Below are 26,252 nucleotides of genomic sequence, written 5' to 3'. Positions count from 1 at the left end.
TTATATATCAGGCTTTGTGAATTTTATTGGAAACCAATTATTTTGAACTAGCTAAAGGGCTTGTGCTTCTTGCCCTGAAATCAGGCGATTTTTTGACATCCGACTGAATGAATAATTCAATATTATTCAGTTTTGTAGTTTCTAATGAGAATGTATCGCTATTGTACCAGTTTGACAATTCTGGATTTACTGTTGCATTTTCGCTTTGGACAATTCCATTGCATCGATTAATTTGTAAACCTTGGATGTTAATTTTCGCTAAATTGGCTGGTAGAACCCCGATTTTATTTTCGAGCAAAACACAAGTACTAAAGCCATCAATAATACTATTGTTTATATTGAAATAACTTTTTTCCTTGATATAAACCGCTTCTCTTACCAGTCCTTGATTATTATCTTCAGTATTTACCAATGTCATGTTGTTGGCAGTAATTTTGGTTAGTTTTTTGCTCACATCGGCATTTTCAATTTTATCATAGGAATCAATTTCAAAACAGCGAGAGCCAGAAAAATCCGAAGAATAAGGATTTCGAATAGCAATGCTATTGGATATAGTACATTGAACTCCTTGTGTGAAATCAAAATCGTCGTCGGTCGCTCTAAACGAAATCAAGTTGTTGAAATTGATATCGCCTCCATAGCATTCGAATGAATCATCATTTGAAAAGCTGATTTGTACAAAATCGATTTTCGTGCCTTTCCCTATTCCTGCCATTGACAAACCGTTCAATTCCTTAAGCGCATTTATTTTTCGGCCAGAGTATTCAATACGCACATATTTTAAAATACCTGAATTGCTGTTGGGATCCTGACCGCCGTAGTAACTAACTGCCGGGTCAAAATTGAAATCCAAAAATCCCACACCACCTATTTTATTGATAGGTGCTTCTCCAAGAATTACGATTCCGCCCCAATCTCCAGGTCTTCTTTCAGAAATATTATTGTTTGAAGTAAAAACTATTGGATAGGTAGCAGTACCTTCTGCCATAATTTTGCAGCCTTTGGTAATTACTAAAGTTCCGCAAGATTCCTTATCGCCTCTTATAACTGTTCCGGGTTCTATGGTCAAAACAGCATTATTGGTCACATAAACTGTCCCTACTAATTGATAGGTATTGTTTCTTGTCAGTTTCATATCAGTGCTGATTGTACCTGCCAATATTTGGTTGGCTTCATTATATTCTGTAGTTGCTGGCTTGAAATTAGTCCAATTGGCAAACCAGTTTGTGTCGCCAGTGATTCCTTTTATTTGTTGTGCATTCAGAGGTATAATCGAAAGGAAAATAATAATGACAACGAATAGTTTTTTTTTCATAACGCTAATGATTGTAGGTTTTTGAAGTGTTTTTTGGTTCTTTATTTTTTTTCAAAAGTACCGCAACAATGTTTTTAGCGTATTTTCTTAATATTATTTATTTGTGACTTTTAAGTTAAGAAGCTTGTGGACAGGCTAAGATTATGTTTTCGTAAAAAAAATAACTGCCCGTGATTAGCACTATTTCTAGTAACATGAGTTCGGCATTTGGTTTTTTTGGATGAAAACAAAAATGCAAAAGCTTTCCCTTTAGCCCCGATAGAAATGGAAATCCTTATATGCCGGTGTTCGGCATATAAGATTGCAATGGAAAGCGGGCCCCATGCCAGCAAAAAATCCAAATCTTTCTGCTCCAAGTTTAAAATTATACATAGATGGATAAGCAGGGAATAGTCATAAAAAAAATGCCCCCGACAAAAATGCCGAGGGTACTCTTTCCATTAAGGATTCTAAAATTAAAATTTCAAGTTCACTGTTAAGTCGAAATCATCGTAGATAGTTTTATCTCCTAAACCTTCGAAGAAACTTTTTGAACCGTATTTAATATCGTATTTAGTTCTGTCAACTTTGAATGCTGTAGTAGCAGTATCTCCTTTTACAGTAATGTCAAAAGTAACAGGATTTGTTTTCGCTTTGATTGTCAAATCAGCAGTAACTGTATACACTCCATTTCCTTTAGCAGCAATAGTTTTGAAAACTAAAGTTGAAGTAGGGTATTTGTCTGTTCCAAAGAAATCGTCTGCTTTCAAGTGACCGTTTAATTTCCCTAGGTATTCTCCGGTTAAATCTGTAGAAGTTAATGTTGTCATATCAACAGTGAAAGTTCCCCCAGTTAATGCATTTTTTTTGAAAACTAAAGCACCACTTTTGATGTTTACAGTTCCTGTATGTTCACCTGTTACTTTTTTTCCAACCCAGTTGATTGTACTTTTTGAAACGTCTACTTTTTTAGTTTGTGCAGTTACTGTTAATGTAGATAATGCGACTGCGAATGCCAATGCAATTGTTTTTAAATTTTTCATGTGTAATTTGTTTAATTTGATTTAATTGATTTTAATTTGAATTAGTAATTATTATAAAGTGATAAATAAGTCCTCTTGTGATTTTCTAACTTTTTTGTAAAATTGGGTAGCGTCTTCTTCATGACGGTATCCAACAGTTGCAATAAGTGAAGCATTAAGATTTAGTTTGTCCAATCCTAATATTTCGTTTACCTGGGCAGGAACAAATCCTTCCATAGGCGTTACATCAATTTTAAGTTCGGCAGCTGCATTCAATAAATTCCCTAGTGCTAAATAGGTTTGTTTTGAGGTCCAAACATTTTTGATTGCTGGCTCCAGAGTTGATATTTTAGATTTCATGAAATCACCATATCCTGCCAAAGATTCCATTGGAGTTTCTCTAGTAACGCTTATTGTATTTAAATATTCGTCGATTGCTTCATCTCCAATATTAGTATCATTGGCAAAAATGAACAAATGTGATGCATCTACTATTTGTGATTGTCCCCAGGCAGCCTGTTGTAATTGTGCTCTTAATTCTGGATTTTCAACGATAATAACTTTGTAAGGTTGTAAACCATATGAAGACGAACTCATACGGATAGCTTCTTTTAAAGTGTTTAAATCTTCTGCTGAAACTTTTTTTGTTGCATCAAATTTCTTTGTTGCGTATCTCTAATTTTGATTATTCAAAAAATTGCTCATAATATTCATGTTTATTTAGTTCGGTATTTTTCTAATAGGGTATTCAATTGTACTAATTCTTCTTCATTTAAATTTTTGGAGAATATTTCTTCGTGCTCTTTTACTTTTGGATCCAGTTCGGTTAATAAATCCAAACCTTTTTGTGTGATTAAAACTTCAATTTTTCTTCTGTTTTCTGGACAAACATTACGTGTGACCAAATCTTTGAGTAGCAATTTATCAACCAGTCTTGTTGTATTACTCGTTCTGGCAAGCATTCGTTCCTGTATGATACACATATTTGCAGGATGCCCTTTTTGTCCTCTCAATATTCGTAATACATTATACTGTTCCCCTGAAATATCATAAGGTTTTATGATTTCATTAAAGCTGTCAGTGATTACGTTTTGCGTGTACATCAAATTTAAAACCACTCTCGTTGATTTAGTATAATCAACCGTACTTTTTAATTCATCTTCAATCTTCATATTTGTAGGTGTCTTATTTGTTGATACAAATGTAGTCATATTTATATTTGTATATACAAGTGTTGTGTTATTTTTTTGTTAAAAAATATATAAAGAATAATTGTGTTTTGATTTAATGGTTACCGGAATAATCAGTGTGAATACTCAAATATAATAATAAATACAGAAAGGGAAAATCCTAGAATGGTAGCCACACCGGCATGTTTTCCTCCGTGCTCATAAGCTTCCGGGATCATCGAGTTGGCCAGCATCATTAGAATTGCGCCTCCTGCAAATGCTTGAATAAAGGACAGCCATTTCTCGGATGTAGTGGTAAAAAGGCTGAATCCTCCAATAGTGATAACGGCTAGCGATAAGGCAATGAAAAGCCACAATAAAAAAAAATTACTCTTTTTCCACCCATCGCTTTTCATTCCGGATGATCCCGCAATCGATTCGGGAAGGTTGGATATAAAAACAGCCGATAGCATAGCCAGGCTTATCGTTCCGCCTTCAAGTATCCCCAACCCGATTACTATAGATTCAGCAATTCCGTCAAGGATAATGGCCAATACCATGGGAATATTGTGCCCCAGCACTAGTGGAAGATTTTGTAGCTCCCAATTTTGCAATCAGCATATCGCTGAAATAAAAAGTAAAAGCCCCTACGAAAAATCCATAAGCAGGAAATCCAGTTCCACGACCAATTTTTACTGCTTCAAAAATCAATTCATAGGAAATAGCCGAAATTAAGGTTCCGGCTCCAAATCCCATAATAATCCCGATTGCTTTCTTGTTTAAGTTAAAATAAGAAGCAATTTATCCTCCAAATACTAAGGAAGAAGTAGCCAGTAAACCCCAAAAGAATGCGTTCAGCATAGTTGATGTTTTTTAGATTATAACCAAATTTAGTTAAAAATGAACGATTTTACGTTTATTTAAAATAGAAAAAACTTTTAGGACTCTGCTCGCGCCACTTTAATTCGTCCACTGGCTGCCGCGGCCTCCAAAGCTTGATAATCCTTTTCCGTCTGATCTGCATACGCAGAAGCAAACTGAACCATAGCTTGATCAAATTCATCGCTTTTTCCAAGATAACCGGAAATCATAGCAGCATCTCCAGATTTGGCATGTGCCAATGCTAAAGCCTCTCCACAAAGTTTGCAGTATTCAGGATAGTTATTAATATTTACTTTATCAGGATCAAATTCCAAACCACCTTTCATGTCGCGCAACTGGCGCACATAAAAATGAATGCCATCCTGCTCGCCCCAACCCAGGAAAATATCAGGAGCGGCTTGTAGCAATCGTTGTCCAGCTACAACGCGCTGTCCGTGATTTGTATAAATGCTTTTTGAAATAAAAGGTTCTAAGACAGAAGGCTGTGCTTCTTTTATCTGCAAAAACAAAGGATCTTCAGAATTGCTTCCTAGCATAAAAACAATCCAGCATCGTGTTCCTACACTTCCTACACCAACAACTTTACGAGCCACATCAACAATGCGGTAATGTTTCAACAATTGCTTACGGTCGTCTGCAAGGGAGAGCATATAGGATTCAAGAAATAGCCCCAATGCTTCATCAACTGTTCTTCCGCTTTTTGTGTGTGTTTCATGTACAATAAAAGGTGCATCATCTCTTAATCTATATTTATTGTCTACTATATTGGCCATTTTATCAAGCACTTGAAAATGGGTTCGTTCACGGGCTTTGTCGGTAATTTTTTTCAAGCCTTTTTGTACTTCTGGAGGCAGTTTTCTTTGAAGATCTTTTTCGGTCATAGTGGCGTAAACCAATTCAATGTGACCCATTTCGGAATAATTTCTCATACTTTTTTTGTAGGAATTAACCGCAGCCAAAACACTTTCAACACATAAATTATTTTTGGCACCCAAGAATCTTCCTGATGCAACAATACTTGTTACAAGCCGTTTTATATCCCATTCCCATGGACCCGGCAAGGTTTCATCAAAATCATTGATGCCAAAAATAAGGTTGCGTTCCGCTGATGCAAATATGCCAAAGTTGGCCACATGCATGTCTCCACAGGTCTGTACATTTATTCCGGTTGTTTTTGGGCCAACGGCAAGGTCAGCGGCCATAATAGCCGCAGCTCCCCGAAGAAATGCGAACGGAGAAGTTAGCATACGGGCATACCGTATAGGCACCAGTTCGGTGAGACGGGTTTTCCCTTGTTCTTCTAAAATAGAAACAGGATCCGCACGTTTAGGATCGGGTTTGTAATCCCCTTGTTCTTTTCTAGAAAATTTATCTCGCAGCACTTTGCCTTCCTCAAAGCGTTCTTCAATCGTTTTTTGTTTCGATTTAAAGTAATTTATTGTTTTTCTATCCATGACTTTGATGTTTAATTAGTCTGCTTATTTTTAAATAATTTTTCATCTTAAACTTGTAAACTTGTTTCAAAATTCAAAGAATTAATGGGTTTTAAAGTCTTTGAATATCCATATTGTTTTTTATACAGGGACATGCTATTTTTAATAATAAATATACTGAATATTAGAGTGTTAATTATTTTTTTTGTGTTTTATATTTTGCTTTGTTTAAATGAAATCTTAAGGGAATTTCCAAGTGAAAGGATGATTTGAATAGGATATAGTAAATTGGTTAAAGTCTAATTTTTATCTTTTAGTTTTCACCTTGATTTCAAGACGTAAAAAAAGCCGAAATGTGAGTTTCGGCTTTTATAAAATTTTGTTCCAATATTAGTCTTTCACTCCTAGTTTGTTTAGGATGTCATCCATCAAGCACCATTTGGTTATAGACGATTGCAATAAATTGGCACCTACAAAGGCCGTAAACCACAACCAATTTTGATTGACATAAATGGATAACAGCAAACTGGCTAAGATGAATGTACCTGCAATACCTCTTACGATTCTATTTTTCATATACTTTAAATTTAGATTAATTAGATTTTTCGATGTTAAGAACGGCAATATGGATGTGAGATAACGATTCCTGCTCGACATTGAAATATTCCACAAGTTCAAATAAAGCATCCACTTTTTCTTTTGCTGTAAAAGCATAAAAAAGGATGGAATCTGTTTCGTTCATTTCGCTTCCAAACCAATTGGACTCAACAGCTTCTCCAGTGCTGTTTTTAAATCCTTTTACTTCTTGATAAGAAAAGGATTGAACAGAGGCTTTTTTGAGCAATTGTTTGATTTGATTTTCAAATTCTTTGACTGCGGTTATGAGTAGTAATTTCATTTTTTTAGTTTATTAGATTAAAATTAAACACATAGAAACATAGGTTTTTTTCTAAATTAGAATGTTTTAGAAAATACATTTTACACATAGTTCTATGAAAACTATCTTAAGCAAAGGCTCTTTTTTTTCTATTATAATCTATGTCTCTATGTGTTTAAAAATTGTTTTTATTTATTTCTCCCATTTATTTCTCTCTGTGATATAATAAATCAAAGGCACTACCAATAAGGTTAATATTGTCGAAACGATGGCTCCAAATACTAATGAAATCGCCAAACCTTGAAAGATTGGGTCAAACAAAATAATGGAAGCTCCAATAACTACGGCGCCTGTGGTTAGCAAAATTGGTGTAGTTCGAACAGCACCAGCCTCAATAATGGCTTGTTTTAAGGGTACACCTTCGTTCAATCGGATTTCGATAAAATCGATAAGCAATACCGAGTTCCTTACCATCACTCCGGCCAATGCAATCATACCAATGAAAGAGGTTGCCGTGAAATAAGCATTCAGCAACCAGTGACCAAACACAATCCCTATTAGCGAAAGCGGAATGGCCAACATCATTACCATTGGTGTTTTGAAGTTTTGAAACCAACCCACAATCAGCATATAAATAATCACTATAACTACCATAAACGCCACACCCAAATCACGGAATACTTCTAAGGTAATTTGCCATTCGCCATCCCATTTTACGGTAAAATCACTTTCGTCTGTAGGTTGTTCCATATAGAGTTCGTTGACTTTATATCCTTTTGGCAATTGCATTTTGGCCAGTTTTTCATTCATTCCCAAAATCGCATACACAGGACTTTCTAATGCTCCAGCCATATCAGCGGTTACATAAACCACACGTTTTTGGTCTTTTCGGTAAATGGTTTTTTGCAGTGTGTCCATTTCTACTTTTACCAAATCACTCACCGGAATCATATTTCCTTGACTTCCTTTGATTTTTAGGTTCTCAATGTCTTGTAAACTCGTTTTGTCTTTGTCGTCAAGCGAAAGAACGATGCCCACATTATCATTGGAGTTTTGATCGTACAAATTCGAAACCGGGTATTCTTTCAATAAATACGTCAGATTGCCGACCACTTGTTGAGGTGCAATACCATTCAGCATCGCTTTTTCTTTGTCGATTTTCAGTTTGTATTCCGTTTGGTTGTCCTCAACCATCCAGTCAACATCAACAATATCAGTGGTTTTTTCAAGAATTGATTTTACTTGATGTGCTACTTTTATTTGATCTTTATAATTAGGTCCATAAATCTCGGCTACCAAAGTCGATAATACAGGAGGTCCTGGCGGAACTTCAATAATTTTTACGTTGGCTCCGTATTTCTTGGCAATTTTCTGAATCTCGGGACGCATTTCTTTTGCAATAGCGTGACTTTGCAAATCACGGTCTTCTTTGTGCAATAAATTCACCTGTATGTCGGCCATATTGCTACCGCCACGCAAATCATAATGACGCACCAAACCGTTGAAAGTTATAGGTGCCGATGTACCAATATAATTTTGATAATCCACCACTTCGGGTTTTGTCGAAAGATATTGAGCAATTTCTTTGGTAACGGCAGCAGTACGTTCCAGCGTAGTTCCTTCGGGCATATCAATCACCACTTGAAATTCGTTTTTATTATCGAATGGTAGCATTTTTACCACCACCGATTTATTAAAAAACATGAAAACAGATCCAAACAGCAAAAACACGGTTACCGCAACCAGAATACGCCTTTTGGCACTGCTTTCCAAGAAGGGACGTTCCAGTTTGCTGTAGATTTTATAGACCCAACTCGTTTCTATTCCTTCGGATTCTTTGTGTTGTTGCTCTTCTTTTTCCTGAAGCAAATGATAACCCAAATAAGGTGTCACCGTCAAGGCCACAAACAACGACAATAACATCGCGATCGAAGCACCAATTGGCATCGGACTCATATAAGGTCCCATCATTCCAGATACAAACGCCATGGGAAGTATCGCCGCAATTACGGTAAACGTTGCCAAAATCGTTGGATTTCCGACTTCGTTAATCGCATAAATCGCCGCTTGTTTGAATGGCAGTCGCTTCATTTTGAAATGGCGGTGCATATTCTCGGCAATAATAATACTGTCATCGACCACAATTCCCACCACAAATACCAAGGCAAACAGTGTAATTCTGTTTAGCGTATAACCCAATAAATAATAGGCAAACAACGTCAGCGCAAACGTCAAGGGAACGGAGAAGAAAACCACCAATCCACCGCGCCAGCCCATAGCAAGCATTACCAAAAGCGTCACGGCAATAATCGCAATTCCCAAGTGCATCAATAATTCACCCACTTTGTCCGAAGCCGTTTCCCCATAGTTACGTGTTACTTCAACGTGTACATCATTTGGAATTAAATTCTTTTTTAATTGTTCTACTTTGGCAATAATTTTTGCCGATATTTTCATTGCATCTGCACCTTTCACTTTTCCTACAGAGATCGTAACGGCAGGATATTCGGATTTGGCGGTTTTGAATTTTTCATTGGCTTTGCCATACCCAAACGACACATAACTTATGGCTGTAGAGGGGCCGTCTTGCACTTTGGCAACTTGTTTCAAATAGACAGGCAGGTTTTTATTGACACCTACCACGAGGTTTTCTACATCTTCCGCATTCGACAAAAATTGTCCCGTGGTAACCAAATATTCTTTATTGTCATTGACAAAACTACCCGATTGTGAACTGCCGTTATTGGCCTGAATCATTTGCATAACGCCCAAAGCATCCACGCCATTTTCGGCCATTTTATCTTTGTCCAAAATCACTTTCAGTTCGCGATTGTTGCCTCCAATTTCCTTGGTAATGGCCACATCTTTTACTTTTTCAATTTCCGAAGTCACTTCTTCGGCAAGCTGACGCAACTGAAAACTGTCTTGTTTTTCGCTCCAAAGTGTTAATCCCAACATCGGCACATCATCAATCGAGCGGGTTTTTACCATTGGTTTGTACACTCCCTGCGGAAACATACCTTCGTGTTTCGCCAATTCGTCATATAATTTTACATACGAACGCTCCACATCCTGCCCCACAAAAAACTGTACAATCAACATCGCCTGACCGTTCATCGCCATACTGTGCACGTGTTCAACCCCTTTGATATTCGAAATTACTTTCTCCAAAGGCTTAATCACACGACTCTCAACTTCGGTGGGATTAGCACCGGGATAACCCACCATTACGTCGGCCATCGGAACATTTATTTGTGGTTCTTCCTCCCTTGGGATTAGAAACGAGCTGTACACTCCTATAATCATCAAAGCCACCATCAACAGTATCGTTAACTTCGAATTGATGAAAAAATGGGCTATTTTACCTGAAATTCCTTCTTGCATAATTTCTTTTATTTATTTGGGCGTGACCCTCCCGAAAAAGGTCGGGTCGGGCTATCCGTTTCAATCTTTTTATCAACAAACCCTGTCGGGATTTATTAATAAAAAGGATTTCCACTACTATCCCTCACGCGGAATTAATGATGAATTCTATATTTTATCAAGCTATTTTCTTACTGCAATCTGCAATCTGCATTCTAAAATCCGCAACCTGCAATCTGATTTCTGCAATCAGACTACTGAACACTAACCAAAGCTCCATTATACAATTTCCCTTCAGCCGAAACGATATATTGCTCATTGGCCGATAAGCCAGATAAAACTTCTACTTGATTACCAAAGTTTTTACCAACACGCAACCATCTTAATATGGCAATATTTCCAGTTCCAATAGTATAAATTCCGGTTAACTGTCCTTGTTGCACCAAAGCACTTTCGGGAACCAGAACTTTTCCGCTTGTTTTTGTTTGCTTCGCCTGTTCGCTATCGCTCGGGTGTATGGTATTGGCAACAGGAAACTGAACGTTTACGAACATTCCAGATAATACAGTATCATCGGTTTTGTTCAAATTGATTTTTACCAAATATTGTCCCCCCGTATTTTTTGCCGATAAACTTACTTCGCTAACTTTTCCACCCAAGCTTTCGTTAGAGGATTTAACCAGTACTTTTACATCCATTCCTTTTTTGATGGCAGTAATGTCACTTTCTGAAACCATAGCCGTTACTTGCAATCTCGATGCTCCTTCTATACTTACCAATGGCATACCGGGATTGGCCATGTCGCCTTCTTTTACAAAAGTATTGGTTACCACACCCGCAAACGGAGCTGTGATATTCGAGTAAGAGAATTGCGCCATTACTTCGTTTCGCATTTGTTTGGCACCTTCCAAACCTGCTTTTGCCATTTCAAAACGAGCCGTCATGTCGTCTAGTTCTTTTTGTGAAGCACTTTGTTGTTTAAATAAATTCACAAAACGGTCGTAATCTTTTTTGGCATTGTTGTAGCCAGCTGTTGCTTGCAAAATACTGGCATCCACTTGCGCTTTTTTGGCTTGCAAATCGGTGTTGTTGATGCTGACCAACAATTGTCCTTCATTTACTTTTTGCCCCACTTGAACGTGAATTTTGGTTACATAGCCCATCATTCGCGTGCTTAAATTGGCCGAGTTTTCGGCTTCAATTTTTCCACTGGCCGTTACAAATTGCCTGTTGTTGTTTTCAGACACACCACTTACTTTTACTGCGATAGCAGGTTCTTTTGCAATGGATTCTTTCTTCTCGCCATGACAAGAGGAAAGCAGTAAAACAAATAGTGAAGTGATTATAGCTGATTTTAATAAGATGTTCTTCATTGTATATTTTTTATAATTGATATTGATATTGATATTGATTTTTGCCATTGCCATTAAAATTATTTATTTAGTCAAAAAGCCTAAGTATTCTTGTGTATAATTGTATTCAAAAACGGCTTGCAAATACTCTAGTTCTTTTTGATACATCTGAGTTTCCGTAAGCAATAAGTCCGTGGTTTTTTCTAATCCTTGTGTAAAACGATTGCTTCTTATTCTATAGGCTTCTTTGGATTGTTCTAAAGCCAGTTTTTCTAAATTCACCTTGTTTTCGGCATCTCTAAGTTGTCTGTTGGCTTTGCTCAATTCCATTTGGCTTTGCGCTTTGTATTGTTGGGTTTCGATTTCCGATTTTTGGAAATCAGCTTTGGCTTTTTCCATTTTTCCAATGGATTTATATCCGTCAAAAGCATTCCAAGACAATTGCGCTCCCACTACATATCCAGTCGAATTGGATCCGAAAAGTTGCTGTGCATACATTTCGTAACTTCCAAAAGCGTTCAATCTTGGCAAGAAATTCATTTTGCTCGATTGTAACATTTTGCCATAGGATTCGGTTGTTTTATTCATCGCCTGAATGTCTTTACGATTATCCGATAATGAAGTATTGAAAGCATCAATTATGATGACATTGTCCAATTCCTCAAGGGGTTTATAGACCTTGTTTGCAGTGCCTTCATCCAAAAGAAAAGCCAAATAATCCGAAGCGTTTTGTACGTTACTTTTGGCGTATTGCAATTGATTTTGGACTTCATTGACGCGTACTTGCATTGATAGTAAATCGGTTTTTTGCAAAATTCCCTGTTTGAAATAATTTTGAATCAGTTTCAAATTGGCTTCAGCCGTTACATTTGCTTTTTCAATCACTTTTACGGCTTTGTAACTCATTTGCAATTGCATAAAAGCTTTGTTAATTTCCAGCTCCAAATATTCTTTGGTTCTTTCGGTTTGCAATTGATAGGCATCCATTTTTGATTTGGCTGCTTGTCGTCCATACAATCCGTCAACGTTGATAAGCGGTTGCAAAACATCAATTCTTGTCGCAAAATTTTGGGTTTGTGACGGATTGTTCAGTTTTGCAGGATCAAAGTCGGAAGGCGTTAAAATCCCCTGATTTAATTTGGAACCAAAAGCCATCAACGGATTGGTTGTTGCCATTGAAGTGTGCGAAGCCGAGATATTCGGCAAGAACAACGAATTCGATTGGCGATAATCAGCTTGAGCCGATTTGAAATCTTGATTCGCCATCTTGATTTGCAAGTTCTTGTCAGCTGCTTTTTCCCAAATGTCTTTTTTAGAAATAGCTATGGTATCTTGACTATATCCAAAATGGGTGATTGAAATAATTCCCAGTAGTATAAAATTGATTTTTCTCATAATTGGTTTTCTTAATTATGAGGCAAATTTAGAATGATGAAAAGCGATAGTCAGTAACAATTGTCACAGTAGTCACAAGAAATGAAAAAATAAAAGGAATGAATGGAGTGAACAAAAGCAATGCTTTTTAAATGAATTAACTGAAATGTTTTTTTGTTTTATCAACAGTTATTTTTTTTTCTGAAAGACTGTGCTATATTTATAAAAATTTTGTAATAGCAAACATTAATTATTTAATTTCTAATAATGGAAAAGACGAAAAAGGAGTTTACATATGATGAATTACTCCAAAAAGTTGAGGCGCAAGAATTGCTAATTAAAAAGTTAAATGATGAAAAGTTTGCTATAACCAATTTTGAATATTTCGTAAAAGAGTCCCCGGATTTAGTTTGCATCGCCGATACTAATGCTTATTACAAAGTAGTCAATGATGAATTTGTCAAAACCTTAGGCTATTCAAAGGAAGAATTATTATCAAGACCTTTTCTTGAATTTGTACATCCTGATGATTTAGATAAAACTTTAGAAGAAGTTCGAAATTTGACCAAAAACAATCCTACAGTCGATTTTGAAAATAGATATATAAAAAAAAATGGAGAATCGGTTTGTTTACAATGGAAAGCCAATTTGCATACCGCCAATAATTTAGTTTATGCTATAGCTCGAGATGTAACAGAGATTAGAAAAACACAGGAAAAACTTTTATCCAGTGAAAAATCACTTAATGAAGCTCAGAAAATTGCAAAAATAGGAAGTTGGGATTTTAATTTAGTGACTCAAGAATTAAATTGGTCCAATGAATTATATGAAATATTCGAAATAGAGAATTTCCCTAATGATTCGGAGTTATATGCCAAATATTTATCCTGTTTTTTACCCGAGGACGCAGAGAACTTAAATAAAAATGTATATAATACCATTTCAAATAAGGTACCATATGAAATGGAGCATCGAATTGTTTTAACAGATCAAAAAACAAAATGGGTTTTTTGCAGTGGAGTTCCCATAATGGATAAGAATAATAATGTAGTGGCATTAAAAGGTGTGGTTCAGGATATTACCCAAAAAAAGCAAATTGATGATACTATCAAGGCCAAAGAGAAAGCCGAAGCAGCCAATAAAGCCAAGTCGGATTTCTTGGCCAATATGAGTCATGAAATACGTACGCCACTTAACGGGATAGTTGGTTTTACGGATCTGTTATTGAAGACAAAATTTGATAATGACCAATTGGAATATCTCAAAACAGTGAATGAATCGGCCAATACTTTGATGGAAATTATAAATAACATTTTGGACTTTTCAAAAATTGAGTCAGGTAAACTGGAATTGAGTACTGAGAAAATTGATATTATTCAATTGTCAAATCAAATTATCAATTTATTCAAATACGAAGCCAATCACAAAAAAATTGAGTTATTGCTTGATATTGATCCCAATGTGCCGAAATACATCAATGGCGATTCTTTTCGATTAAAGCAGATACTAGTGAATTTGCTAAGTAATTCGATGAAATTTACCTTTTCGGGTCACATAAAATTGAAAGTAACTCAAGTTGAAAAGGACAAAACGATTTCAAAAATTAAGTTTTCGGTAATAGACACGGGAATTGGAATTAAAGACCATAATCAAAAGAAAATTTTTCAATCATTCATTCAAGCCGATAATACCACTACCAGAAAATATGGAGGAACAGGGCTGGGATTGGCGATTTCAAGTCAACTTTTAGCATTAAAAAATAGTGAACTGCAATTAATCAGTGCTTATGGAGCGGGAAGCGAATTCTTTTTCACGGTTGCTTTTGAGAAAATACTTTCCGAGACAAATGATTTATCGGTTAAAGATAATTTGATTTCAAATGTGACTTCGCATTTGTCAAATTCACTCAATAATTTCAAGGTGTTAATTGCTGAAGACAATAAAATAAACATGCTTTTGGCTAAAACGTTGGTACGTAAAATTATAAAAAATTGTGATCTACTAGAAGCCACAAATGGCTACGATGCAGTGGTCTTGGCAGAAGAAAATTTACCGGACTTAATTTTAATGGACATTCAAATGCCAATTCAAAATGGCTATGATGCTACTTTAGAAATCAGAAAATCAGAAAACACCAAGCATATACCTGTAATTGCCTTAACGGCTGGAGTTTTGAACGGAGAAAAAGAAAAGTGTATGGAACACGGAATGTCTGATTATATTACAAAGCCTATTATTCAATCCGATTTGGAAAAAGTATTATTAAAATGGTTGAATAATTAGTCTAAATAGTTATCATTTCTTTCTTTTGAAAATATTTTCTTAGTAATAATAAATCTTCTTTTCTGAAAATAGTGAAGGAAGATTTTTTTTTTGTCCTAATGTGTTGGCAGTTTTGTAATTGTTTATCTATTAGTACATTATGTGATATAAATTTTATATCTTTAGTTTTGTGTTTTTTGTCATTTGGTTTTGTCTACTAATTCAATTTTGTTTTGAGATTATGAAAGAAACTATACCATCTATTGAAGAATTACTGCAAAAAATAAAAAAACAAGAGAATAAGATTTCGCTATTACAAAAGAAAATTGATTCGATTGCTAATTTTGAATTTTTTACCAGAGAAACTTCAGATTTCATTTGTGTTTCAGATTTAAATAGTTATTTCAAGGAATTCAATCTTGTATTTATTAAAAAATTAGGCTATTCCAAAAGAGAGTTATTATTGAATAGCTATATCAAATACATTTATCCTGAAGATGTTGCCAAAACAAGGGAAGCACTTCAAGAACTTTTAAATGGAAAGACTTCAGTAATTTTTGAAAATAGAATCATTTCAAAAAAAGGAGAAATCTTATCTGTTCAATGGACATCCATTATAAATCCTTCAAAAAATCTCGTTTATTCCATTGGACGAGACATCACTGAAATTAGAAATATTCAAGAGCAACTAATTGCTAGTGAAAACTCATTAAATGATGCTCAGAAAATTGCCAAAATAGGAAGCTGGGAATTTAATTTAAAAACGCAAGAACTGACTTGGTCCAAAGAATTGTATCGTATTTTTGAGATTCCCAATGACACTAATGAAAACTTATATCAACTATATCTAAACCATTTTTCAGAGGAAGATAAAGCGATTATCAATGAAAAAATAAGTGAATCAGTCAGAACAAAATTGCCTTATGAAATTACCCATAAACTACTCTTTCCCGACAACCGTTTCAAATGGGTTTACGGTACTGGAATTCCAATTCTGAACGATAAAGGAGAAACTATTATTTTGAGAGGAGTTGCTCAAGACATAACCGAAAAAAAGCGAATTGAGAGTGAAATTTTGGCTAAAGAGAAAGAAGTGTCGGCTATTAAAGAGAAAGAGAGAGAGCAACAAAGTAATGCCAAATTTAGAAACTATGTGGAGAATGCGCCAGATGGCGTAATAGTAGTAAATAAAGAAGGGGCTTTCTTGGAAGTAAATCCTGCAGCTACAAAAATAACGGGTTACTCCAAAAATAAATTATTAAAAAAAACACTTTATGATTTAACACCTACAAATGCTCAAAAAAGCATTGAGTGTATTTTTAAAACCCTTTTTTTGCAAGGAACTTCAAACGATATAGTTCCTTTTGTGCATGAAAAAGGATCAATACGTTGTTGGTCTATTGATGCTATTAAATTATCAGAAAAGCAAGTTTTGTTGTTTGTCAAAGATGTGACCGAGCGAATACAAACAATAGAGGCATTGAAAGAAAAGGAAGAACGTTTTAGGATATTGGTAGAAAATGCACCAGAAGCACTTGTAGTTATCGATTTGGAAGAAAAAAAATTCGTTAGTGTCAGTCAGAGTGCAATGACTTTATTTAAAATGTCGGAAAAAGAGCTGTTAGGAATGGAACTTAGAAATTTGAGTCCAGAATATCAACCCAATGGCCGTTTGTCTGTTGATATGGCAAATGAAAAGTATAATGAGGCAATAGCTGGCGGTAAACCATCTTTTGAATGGATTAACTTAGACAGCGAGGGTAAAACTCTGTTCTGTGATGTTAGATTCGTACGTTTGCCTGCTGAAAATAAAATGTTGATACGAGCCAGTATTATCGATAACACTGAAAGAAAAAATGCCGAAATTAAATTAAAGGAAAGCGAACTTTTTTTGAAAGAAACGCAAATCATTGCACAATTGGGAACTTACAGCATCAATATGCATACGGGAAAATGGACGAGAACCGATTTACTGAACACTATTTTAGGAATAGATGCTGACTATGATTTGAATGAGGAATCTTTTAGGGCTTTGGTGCATCCAGACTGGAGGGAGAACTTGGAGACGTATTTTCGAGAAGAAGTCATAAACAAGAGAAAACCATTTGACAAGGAATACAAAATCATACGGGTAAACGATAGGGCCGAACGCTGGCTGCATGGAATTGGAACTTTAAAATGGGATGAAGATAACAATCCTTCCGTTGTTGTTGGAACTATTCGGGACATAACTGACCATAAATTGTTGGAATTGGAATTGATACGTGCCAAAGAAAAAGCGGAAGAAAGCGAAAAAGATTTATATGTAAAATACATTGAATACGAAGAAATCAATGAGCAATTAAAACAAACCAATAAAGAACTTAAAAAAGCAAAAATTCAGGCCGAGGAAGCAAATAAGGCAAAATCAGATTTTTTGTCCAATATGAGTCACGAGATCCGAACTCCATTAAACGGTATCGTTGGTTTTACCGATTTATTGATGAAAACCGATCTCGAAAAAAATCAGTTGGAATACATGTCCACAGTGAATGTTTCTGCAAATTCACTAATGGAAATCATCAACGACATACTTGATTTCTCCAAAATTGAATCCGGTAAATTGGAATTACATTTAGAGGATATTGATCTTTTTAGGCTGTTGCACCAAGTCATTGATTTGTTTAAACATCAGGCCAATATTAAGAACATTGCTTTATCACTAACTATTGAAGAATGCGTACCACAATACATATATGCAGATTCGATTCGATTGAAACAAATATTAGTGAATTTAATTAGTAATGCCTTAAAATTCACCTCTTTTGGACATATTCATTTGGATGTTGATCAAGTAAAAGGAGGCAAAAAAAATGCTACCATAAAATTTTCAATTAAAGATACCGGAATTGGAATCAAGCAATACAATCAAAAGAAAATTTTCAATTCTTTTGTACAGGAAGACAGCGCAACTTCAAGAAAATTTGGAGGAACTGGCTTAGGCTTGGCTATTTCTAATTTGCTTCTTGAATTAATGAATAGTAATTTGCAACTGAAAAGTAAATATGGTGATGGTAGTGATTTTTTCTTTTTTGTTAAATTTAAAAAAGCGCAACCTCTTAAAGATACTTTTGTCGAATTGATGCCCCATAAGACAATTCGAAAGGTTCCAAGTACAAATAATTTGGATGCACTGCGTATTTTGATTGTGGAAGACAACAAAATAAATATGTTCTTGGCCAAAACATTAGTCAAAAGAATTATTCCGAATGCCATTATTTTGGAAGCCATAGACGGACAGGAAGGGGTGGAGCAATTTGAAATCAATAATCCCGATTTGATTTTGATGGACATCCAAATGCCTATTAAAAATGGATATGACGCCACTGTTGAAATTCGAAGCCATAAAAAAGGAGAAAAAATTCCCATTATCGCATTAACAGCAGGAATCATGGTAGGTGAAAAAGATAAATGCCTAGAGTTTGGAATGAATGATTATGTTTCCAAACCAATAACCGAAGATGATCTGGATGTTATACTTCATAAATGGCTGCCCAAAAAGCAATTGTCATAGGTTGTCTAAAGGTATTTTAATTGTTTTATTATTGCAATCCCAAATTTTTAAACAATTCCTGATAATTTGGATTACTTGGATCCATCTGCTTTAATCGAAAAGCCGTTTGCTGGGCTTTTGCTTGGTTCCCGGTTTGGATGTACACAAAAGTAAGTGCATAATATAAATCGGGTGTATCAGGGTTTATGGCAATTCCTTTTTGCAGAACAGCTTCGGCTTCTTTGAACTTTTTCTTGGCATTCAGCATCAAACCATAATTATAATACACTCTTGGATTTTGCGATTTTAAGGATATTGCCTTCGCAAAAGAGCTTTCGGCCGCAATAGTATTGTTCATTTCATTATAAAGCAATGCCAAATTGTAATAAATGCGTTCGTTGTTGGGGTCATTTTTTAGTGCTTTTTGTAATACTTGCAACGAAGCATCATTTTTTCCAACTGCATTGTACAAAGAGGATAAATTAAGCAAGGCGTAATTTATCTTATTGTCTTTTTTAAGGCCTTTTAGATAAAAAGATTCGGCATTAGCATAGTCTTGAATCTTTAGATAATAATCAGCAAGCATCACATTTCCAACAGAAAAGTCTGTTTGATAACGAAGATAACTAACCAATTCTTTATTTGCGGATTCAAAAGTACTAGTGTATTGACTTGGAATTTGGTCTTTCGGCAAACTCACAAAAAGATCAGCCGCTGCGATACGAACCGCTCTCACTTTATCCGATAATAAAGGTCCAACATTCTCAATCCAACTGTTTGGAGGAAAACTAGACAAACTGCGTAAAGCTCTATAGCGAACTTGGGCATCATTATGATTTAAGCAGGATAATAACGTATTTAAACTCGCTTGTGTGTTGAAGCTACCCAAGTAGAAAGCCGCAGTGGCTTTGATCATATTTGGAGTGGTTTTGGTATTGATCAATTGGATTAAATGTGGTTCGCTATTGGCGTCCAATTGACTCCCTGGTATCAAATCATCGGCAAAATGGTATTTCCGATTTGGGCCAAACCATTTTACGACAGCGGTTGCCAAATCTTTTTCGGATTTATCTTTATGACAGTTGCTGCACGCATTTGGAGTTCCGTATTTCACAGAAAGATCGGGTCTGGGCACTCTAAAACTATGGTCGTGGCGTAAATCATTACCCATGTATATTTTTCCGGGCATATGACAATTTACGCAAAGTGAACCTTTTGAACCTGCTGTATGAAAAGTGTGTTTTGAAGTGTCATATTTTTTTGGAATATGGCATTGCACACACGTTTGATTATCGATGTGTTTCAATTTTGTACTGTGTGGATTGTGACAATTACTGCATTTTACCCCTTTACTGTACATTTTACTTTGTAAAAAAGAAGTATAAATATAATCTTCGTCATCGACCTGTCCGTCGGCTTGGAAATACTCAGTATCTGGAATTTGCGGAATGTAATTATCCATGATTTCTTTGCTGTCGATGTGTTTAGGACTGATCTCGGATACGCGGGCATGACAAGGAGCACAGGTGTTTATTTGTTCCAATTGCCCAGAATTTTTACCTAATTTCATAAAACTGCCGGTTACCTTATCTCCTGATTTATAATCGGAACTATTAATGTATCCCAAATGTTTTTGTCCTGCTCCATGGCAACTTTCGCAGCTAACATTGATGATGCTATAACTCGTTTTATAAGTGTCTGTTTTGGTGTCGTAATTTTTATGTAAGTTCGTCGAATGGCAAGTTGCGCACATGGTATTCCAGTTTTGGGCGTTTCCTGTCCAATGTAACCAATCGTGTGAAGGTATTTTTTGGCCTGCATATTGGTTGAACCATCTTTTTTTGTTGACATCCCAACTCACACGAGGCACTTGCATTCTTCCTCCTGGAAATTGAACCAGATATTGTTGCAAAGGTTCGTATCCAAAGATATATTTCACTTCAAAGTCATGGTTTTTACCATCACTTCCTTCGGTATTAATGAAAAATTTGGACCCTTTTTTATAGAATTTACTGGTGATGCCATCCGCAGTGAAAGTCACATTGTTGAAATCTCCTTTTACAGTCGAATCATTAGCGGGAAGCATTGACATATAATGGTCGGATTGTTTCCATTGATGATGCTCGGCGGTATGACATTTTACACAAGATTTATCGCCCACATAAGCATTGTTGTCTGAGAGAACTTCGCTATATTCTGTATCTTTTGAACTGCAACTGTCTACAATAAAAACTCTAAAAATGGCAAAGAGAATAAGAAGAATTGCTACGACAATAGATGATTTTTTGAGCATGAAGAATATGTTTTCTCAAAAATATAGAATTATAAAATAGGAGCAAAGGGATTTTTAATAATAGATTGCCTGTAAAATTAGTTTTTTGCATAAAAAAAGAGTGCTTGAATAAACAAACACTCTTTTAGGGTATTATAAATTAATTACATTACATTTTCTTTTCAGATTTTGCTGTGCAGCAAGATTTTTTGGATTTGTCGCACGCCTTTTTTTCTTTAGCGGTACATTCTTTTTTAGGGGTTTCTTTTGGTTTTGTTTCTTGAGCGCTTGCATTCATACCTGCCGAAAAAAGTGCTACTGCCAAAACTGTGATTAGGTTTTTCATAATTTTTGGTTTTTTGATTTTAATGATGAGTCAAAATTATTGTTTTTTTTGAATCACGGATATTAATTAACTTTTTTATAACTCAATACGGCAAGAGTATTCAAAACTACAGCATAAGTTGTTATGATAAAAAATTGAGTTGTGATATCTGAAAACGTAGCTCCTTTGAGCATCACCATTCTAACTATTTCGACAAAATACCGAATCGGGTTGAATAATGTAATGTTTTGTGCCCATTGTGGCATACTTTCTATTGGGGTAAATAGGCCGCTCATCAAAATAAAAATGACCATAAAAAACCAAGAAATGAACATTGCCTGTTGCTGGGTATCGCTGTGATTGGAGATAAACAATCCCATGCCAAGTATGAGCAATAAATACACCGCTGTAAATCCATAAATTAATCCCAAATTACCTAACATGGGAACATTGAAAACGAGTTTGGCAATGAGTAAGCCCACTGTTAAAATCACTAAACCGAGTATCCAAAAAGGAAATAGTTTGCCAATTATAAATTGATGTTTCTGAATGGGAGTTACATTGATTTGTTCCAAAGTGCCTAGTTCCTTTTCCCGAACAATATTCATGGCCGAAAGGAAAAGAGTTATCATAGTGACTAATAATACCAAAATTCCGGGCACCATGTAGGTTTTGTAATTCAGGGTGTTGTTGTACCAAAAGGAAGGGATGGTGATTATGTTTTGTGGCGCTACAAAGGAATCATCCTTGTATTGCAAAAGTTGGCTTTGAATTTTTTGATTGTAAGTTCCAATGATTTGCGAAATATAGACGTTTTCTACTCCGGCGGATGCTCCATCGATGGCATTTATACTTACGGAGAGTGTGGTGGTTTTATCAGTGATGAGGTTACGTTCGAATTGTGTGGGGATTTCGAGGATAATATCTACATTCCCTTTTTGCATTTCGAGGTTGGCTTCTTGTTTGGTATTGAACTGGTTTACAATTAGGAATGATTTTGAAGCTTGAAATTTACTGATGAGTTCCCTGGAAGCAGCGGAATGGTCGTGATCGATGTAAGAGAACTTGATATTTTGGATTTCAAAGCTGGCGGCGTTGGACAAGATTAATAATTGAATTAACGGTAAAACAAATATGATAGGCAACATTCCTTTGTTTCTAAAGATTTGCTTGAATTCTTTTTGGATGATGAATAGGATTGTTTTCATGTTTTTTATCGCTTATGTTATTGGCACACAGATGACACAGATTTATATGGATTTTTTTATTTTGATTACCATTGAAATTGTGATTTATTCCAGTCTGATCTTATATTTCTTGATGCTTATTGCGATAAAAAACACCGTCATTCCTATCAATATTAAGGTTTCTTTCCAGATCGTATATATGGTGGCTCCTTTGAGCATGATGGCTTTGATGATAATGATGAACCACTTGGCCGGGATGATGTTGCTGATGATTTGTAGCGGCAGCGGCATACTCGAAATGGGGAAGATGAATCCCGACAGGATGATTACTGGGAGCATTAATCCTGCTAAGGAAAACATCATGGCGGTTTGTTGCGATTGGGCAATGGTCGAGATTAAAATTCCTAACGATAGTGCCGTGATGATGAATAATATACTTTCTAATGCTAATAGAAAAAGACTGCCTTCAATGGGCATTTCGAAGACAAAAACACCTAAAAGCAAGATGATGGTTGCATTGATTATGGACAGAAAAATATACGGAAACACTTTTCCAATTACCACTTGAAAGGGTTTTATTGGCGAAACCAAAAGCACTTCCATAGTGCCCATTTCTTTTTCCCGTGTGATAGAAATAGAGGTCATCATAGCCGAAACTAGCATCAAAATTACAGTCATCACGCCGGGTACAAAAGTGAAGACACTCTTAAGTTCTGGGTTGTAATACAGTTGTGTTTGGGTTTGAATTTGATAAATGGGTTTGCTATTTGCATTGGCTTCCAGCGAATAGTTTTGCAAAATGGCATTGATGTAATTGGTGATGGTATTGGCCATATTCGGGTCGGTGGCATCTGTGATGACTTGTACTTTGGAGTTCTTTTTGTTTTGTAGGTTTTGGATAAAATTTTTTTCGAACACCAAAACAGCTTTGACTTTTCCAGTTCGGAAAACACTTTCTATTTGGGCTTCGTACGTGATTTGGTTCACGATTTTAAAATGCTTGGAAGCACTTATTTTATTGATTATTTGTTGGGTTTCGCTGTCTTTGGATTGGTCGAAAATAGCGATATTGACATTGTTAATTTCATTGGTAATGGCAAATCCAAATAACATAATTTGAACCAAAGGCATCCCGAAAAGGATAAACATAGTTCGTTTGTCCCTAAAAATATGGTAGAATTCTTTTGTTACAAAACCGATGAATCTTTTCATTTCAAAAAAATGTTTAAAAGTTTAATTGTTTAAAGTTTTAGGTTTTGAATCATTATGGGAATTAAAAAAGGTTTTAGTTTTGTTCCCCCTTTGGGGTTAGGGGGCTTCAACATTTCGCGCGAGTTTCAGGAATACGTCATTCATGGAATCGACATTGTATTTTTGTTTTAAATTTTTCGGACTGTCAAGGGCTTCTATTTTTCCTTCGACCATTATTGAGACTCGGTCACAATATTCGGCTTCGTCCATATAATGAGTGGTGACAAATAGCGTGGTACCTTTATGTGCTTCGGCGTAAATCATTTCCCAAAATTGCCGTCTTGTTATAGGATCAACACCTCCTGTGGGTTCATCAAGGAACACTATTTTGGGTTCATGCAAAAGTGCCACTGAAAAAGATAGTTTTTGTTTCCAACCTTGGGGCAAGGATTTTACCAGTTTATCGGCGACGTCCTGTAAATTTAAATCCTGAATTAATTGTGCTGTTTTTACTTTGATTTGGGCACGGGACAAACCATAGATTCCACCAAAGAAAGTTATGTTTTCCTTGATGGTCAAATCGTCATACATGGAAAATTTCTGACTCATATATCCAATGCTTTTCTTGACCATTTCGGCTTGGGTTTTTACATCAAATCCCGCTACGATTGCTTCGCCCGAAGTAGGTTTTGAAATCCCGATAAGCATTTTCATAGCGGTCGTTTTTCCCGCACCATTGGCACCAAGAAACCCGAAAATCTCCCCTTTATGCACATCAAAAGAAATATTATTGACTGCTGTGAAACTGCCAAATTCTTTGGTGAGCTTGTTTACGGTGATGATTTTTTCTTGATTCATTTTTGATGTAAATTATTTGGGCAGAGATTACAAATCCATAAAAACATCTTCTATGGTTGGTTTTGTCATTTGGATTTCTATTTCGGTATGTTTTTTATCTTCTAAATATTTCTTTAATGCATCAGAATCAAATTCTGTTTCCTTGTCCGTGTAATGTATGGATTCACCAAAGGCATAAACGCTGTATTGACTCGGATAGTTTTTTAGATCGAGTAGGAGCTGATACGTATTTTTTGCTCGGACATCATAAATAGTTTTGTCGTATTTCTCAATAATGTTTTGGGGAGAATCAATTTTAAGGATCGTTCCTTTTTGGATTAATGCGATTCGGTCACACAAAGCCGCTTCGTCCATATAAGGTGTTGAAACCAAAATCGTTATTCCTTTTTGTTGCAATCGCTTTAGCATTTGCCAAAATTCTTTACGGGAAACGGGATCCACTCCCGTTGTGGGTTCGTCCAGAAATAAGACTTTAGGTTTGTGAATTAAAGCACAGCATAAAGCTAGTTTTTGTTTCATTCCGCCCGAAAGTGCACCGGCTCTTCGAGTCTTAAAAGGTTCTATTTGAATATAAATATCTTTGATTAAATCGTAATTTTTCTCAATGGTGGTGCCAAAAAGTGTAGCAAAAAAAGTTAGGTTTTCTTCGACGGACAAATCCTGGTATAAAGAGAATTTTCCGGGCATGTAACCCACACAGTTTCGTATGGATTTGAATTCTTTTACAACATCAAAACCCGCAACGGAGGCAGTTCCTTCATCGGCAAACAACAAAGTGGTCAATATTCTGAAAAGCGTTGTTTTTCCTGCACCATCAGGTCCAATGAGACCAAATATTTCACCTTCATTTACTTCAAAAGAAATGGCTTCAATAGCTTTTATTTTGTTGTAGGATTTAGAAATATTTTGGACTTTTATACTCATGTTCAATGGTAATTTTAATGGTAAAAATCAATTTGAAAATTGTAGTTTCGTTGGTTTATTTCAACCACATTTCGGCAGGCATTCCTATTTTTAAACTGCCGTCATTTTTCACATCCACTTTCACGGCATAAACTAAATTTACTCGTTCTTCTTTTGTTTGGATGATTTTTGGAGTGAATTCTGCTACCGATGAAATCCAGGAAATAGTCCCAGGATAGGATTTCATTCCAGTTCCATTGTCAATTTTTACGGTTACTTTTTGATTTAGTTTTATTTGTGGGAGTTGGGTTTCACTTATATAAACCCTCAGCGTCATTAGGCTGAGATTGGCTATTTTATAAAGCGGTTTTCCAAATGAAGCAATTTCATTGGGTTCAGCATACTTGGCCAAAACGGTTGCTTTTATCGGATTAATGATTTTGCTGTTCTTGATTTGGTCATTGATTTTTTTAATCTGAACATCAATCGAAGCGATTTCATTTATAATAGGTGCGTTTTGGGTTTGAACTCCTTTTATTTGTTCTTTAATGACATCTACTTTTCCTTCTATTTCATCTACTTGGCGTTTGGTTGCTGCATTTTCGGCAAACATATTCTGAATCCTTTTTTGTTCGATAAGTGTGGTTTTGAGTTGTGCCTGTAAGACACTGATTTGAGACAACACATTTTCTGACTTGGAATACACCGTCGCTTTTGAAGCGATGAGCTGCTGTTTGTTCAAATGCAATTGGATGGTGTCGACCAATCCTACCAAAGTATTCGGCTCAATGATATCGCCTTCTTCAAGATTTAGAAACTCCAGTTTCCCATTGGCTTCTGCCGAAATAGTGATTTCGGTTGCTTCAAAATTGCCATAACCATCTGCCTTGTTGTCGCTGTTGCTGCACGAAAGCAGGCTTAGTAGGAGTGTTAGTATAAATATGTTTTTCATTTTG

Annotated in this window: 20 protein-coding genes and 1 pseudogene; 2 read left to right on the top strand and 19 right to left on the bottom strand. The window is 35.7% G+C overall.

Translation table 11 applies throughout. The annotated features are described in order from the left end of the window. Positions 1–37 precede the first annotated feature (37 nt). The 12 genes and pseudogenes from HQN62_RS14695 to HQN62_RS14640 all read right to left on the bottom strand — a co-directional run bounded on the left by HQN62_RS14695 (position 38) and on the right by HQN62_RS14640 (position 12,787). The gene (locus HQN62_RS14695) at positions 38–1,315 is read right to left on the bottom strand and encodes a hypothetical protein (protein ID WP_173504946.1); all 1,278 of its coding nucleotides are present in this window, start codon (positions 1,313–1,315) and stop codon (positions 38–40) included. A gap of 455 nt (positions 1,316–1,770) precedes the next feature. Beyond that, the gene (locus HQN62_RS14690; RefSeq protein ID WP_173504945.1) at positions 1,771–2,337 is read right to left on the bottom strand and encodes a YceI family protein; all 567 of its coding nucleotides are present in this window, start codon (positions 2,335–2,337) and stop codon (positions 1,771–1,773) included. Between the two features lie 51 nt (positions 2,338–2,388). Continuing rightward, positions 2,389–3,021 (bottom strand): annotated as a pseudogene (locus tag HQN62_RS14685) (NAD(P)H-dependent oxidoreductase). Between the two features lie 11 nt (positions 3,022–3,032). Further along, a complete protein-coding gene (locus tag HQN62_RS14680) occupies positions 3,033–3,488 on the bottom strand; it encodes a MarR family winged helix-turn-helix transcriptional regulator (protein ID WP_116797708.1) in 456 nt (151 codons plus the stop codon). A 131-nt stretch (positions 3,489–3,619) separates the two neighbouring features. Beyond that, positions 3,620–4,066, bottom strand: a complete 447-nt coding sequence (locus HQN62_RS14675; protein WP_173504944.1) for a ZIP family metal transporter — start codon at positions 4,064–4,066, stop codon at positions 3,620–3,622. Then, the gene (locus HQN62_RS14670; RefSeq protein WP_173504943.1) at positions 4,023–4,241 is read right to left on the bottom strand and encodes a ZIP family metal transporter; all 219 of its coding nucleotides are present in this window, start codon (positions 4,239–4,241) and stop codon (positions 4,023–4,025) included. Before HQN62_RS14670 ends, HQN62_RS14675 begins: the two co-directional genes overlap by 44 nt. 182 nt (positions 4,242–4,423) lie before the next feature. Then, on the bottom strand, positions 4,424–5,821 hold the full coding sequence (locus HQN62_RS14665; RefSeq protein ID WP_116797710.1) for a DUF2252 domain-containing protein: 1,398 nt from the start codon (positions 5,819–5,821) through the stop codon (positions 4,424–4,426). Positions 5,822–6,190: 369 nt separating this feature from the next. Beyond that, complete coding sequence (locus HQN62_RS14660; RefSeq protein ID WP_116797711.1) at positions 6,191–6,376, bottom strand: YgaP family membrane protein; 186 nt, start codon at positions 6,374–6,376, stop codon at positions 6,191–6,193. A gap of 16 nt (positions 6,377–6,392) precedes the next feature. Beyond that, on the bottom strand, positions 6,393–6,698 hold the full coding sequence (locus HQN62_RS14655) for a hypothetical protein (RefSeq protein WP_173504942.1): 306 nt from the start codon (positions 6,696–6,698) through the stop codon (positions 6,393–6,395). A 171-nt stretch (positions 6,699–6,869) separates the two neighbouring features. After that, complete coding sequence (locus HQN62_RS14650; protein WP_173504941.1) at positions 6,870–10,061, bottom strand: efflux RND transporter permease subunit; 3,192 nt, start codon at positions 10,059–10,061, stop codon at positions 6,870–6,872. A gap of 233 nt (positions 10,062–10,294) precedes the next feature. Further along, positions 10,295–11,413, bottom strand: coding sequence for an efflux RND transporter periplasmic adaptor subunit (locus HQN62_RS14645; protein ID WP_173504940.1), 1,119 nt, complete (start codon positions 11,411–11,413; stop codon positions 10,295–10,297). Positions 11,414–11,476: 63 nt separating this feature from the next. Continuing rightward, positions 11,477–12,787: a TolC family protein gene (locus HQN62_RS14640; protein ID WP_173504939.1), complete on the bottom strand. Its 1,311-nt coding sequence runs from the start codon at positions 12,785–12,787 to the stop codon at positions 11,477–11,479. Positions 12,788–13,033: 246 nt separating this feature from the next. Between HQN62_RS14640 and HQN62_RS14635 the strand changes: the two genes are divergently transcribed. Together HQN62_RS14635 and HQN62_RS14630 are read left to right on the top strand one after the other, a co-directional pair. Then, positions 13,034–15,049 carry a PAS domain-containing protein gene (locus HQN62_RS14635; RefSeq protein WP_173504938.1) on the top strand — a complete coding sequence of 672 codons (2,016 nt, stop codon included), beginning with the start codon at positions 13,034–13,036 and terminating at the stop codon, positions 15,047–15,049. A 220-nt stretch (positions 15,050–15,269) separates the two neighbouring features. Continuing rightward, positions 15,270–18,581, top strand: coding sequence for a PAS domain S-box protein (locus HQN62_RS14630; RefSeq protein ID WP_173504937.1), 3,312 nt, complete (start codon positions 15,270–15,272; stop codon positions 18,579–18,581). 28 nt (positions 18,582–18,609) lie between these two features. Here the strand turns inward: HQN62_RS14630 and HQN62_RS14625 are convergent, their stop codons facing one another. The 7 genes from HQN62_RS14625 to HQN62_RS14595 all read right to left on the bottom strand — a co-directional run bounded on the left by HQN62_RS14625 (position 18,610) and on the right by HQN62_RS14595 (position 26,248). Beyond that, positions 18,610–20,853, bottom strand: a complete 2,244-nt coding sequence (locus tag HQN62_RS14625) for a tetratricopeptide repeat protein (RefSeq protein WP_217362496.1) — start codon at positions 20,851–20,853, stop codon at positions 18,610–18,612. Positions 20,854–21,001: 148 nt separating this feature from the next. Then, on the bottom strand, positions 21,002–21,178 hold the full coding sequence (locus HQN62_RS14620) for a hypothetical protein (protein WP_165818127.1): 177 nt from the start codon (positions 21,176–21,178) through the stop codon (positions 21,002–21,004). A 62-nt stretch (positions 21,179–21,240) separates the two neighbouring features. Continuing rightward, complete coding sequence (locus HQN62_RS14615) at positions 21,241–22,365, bottom strand: ABC transporter permease (protein ID WP_173504936.1); 1,125 nt, start codon at positions 22,363–22,365, stop codon at positions 21,241–21,243. A gap of 84 nt (positions 22,366–22,449) precedes the next feature. After that, positions 22,450–23,556 (bottom strand): ABC transporter permease, encoded by a 1,107-nt coding sequence (locus HQN62_RS14610; protein ID WP_173504935.1) that lies wholly within the window; start codon positions 23,554–23,556, stop codon positions 22,450–22,452. A 96-nt stretch (positions 23,557–23,652) separates the two neighbouring features. After that, entirely contained in the window at positions 23,653–24,393 is a 741-nt protein-coding gene (locus HQN62_RS14605; RefSeq protein ID WP_173504934.1) for an ABC transporter ATP-binding protein, read from the bottom strand. 27 nt (positions 24,394–24,420) lie between these two features. Then, complete coding sequence (locus HQN62_RS14600) at positions 24,421–25,317, bottom strand: ABC transporter ATP-binding protein (protein WP_173504933.1); 897 nt, start codon at positions 25,315–25,317, stop codon at positions 24,421–24,423. A 55-nt stretch (positions 25,318–25,372) separates the two neighbouring features. After that, on the bottom strand, positions 25,373–26,248 hold the full coding sequence (locus HQN62_RS14595) for an HlyD family secretion protein (protein ID WP_173504932.1): 876 nt from the start codon (positions 26,246–26,248) through the stop codon (positions 25,373–25,375). Positions 26,249–26,252: the final 4 nt, after the last annotated feature.

This window comes from Flavobacterium sp. M31R6, from assembly GCF_013284035.1.
In the GTDB taxonomy this organism is placed as follows: Bacteria; Bacteroidota; Bacteroidia; order Flavobacteriales; family Flavobacteriaceae; genus Flavobacterium.
The sequence above is the reverse complement of the archived record's forward strand: the minus strand, read 5'-3'. Positions and strand labels throughout refer to the sequence as shown.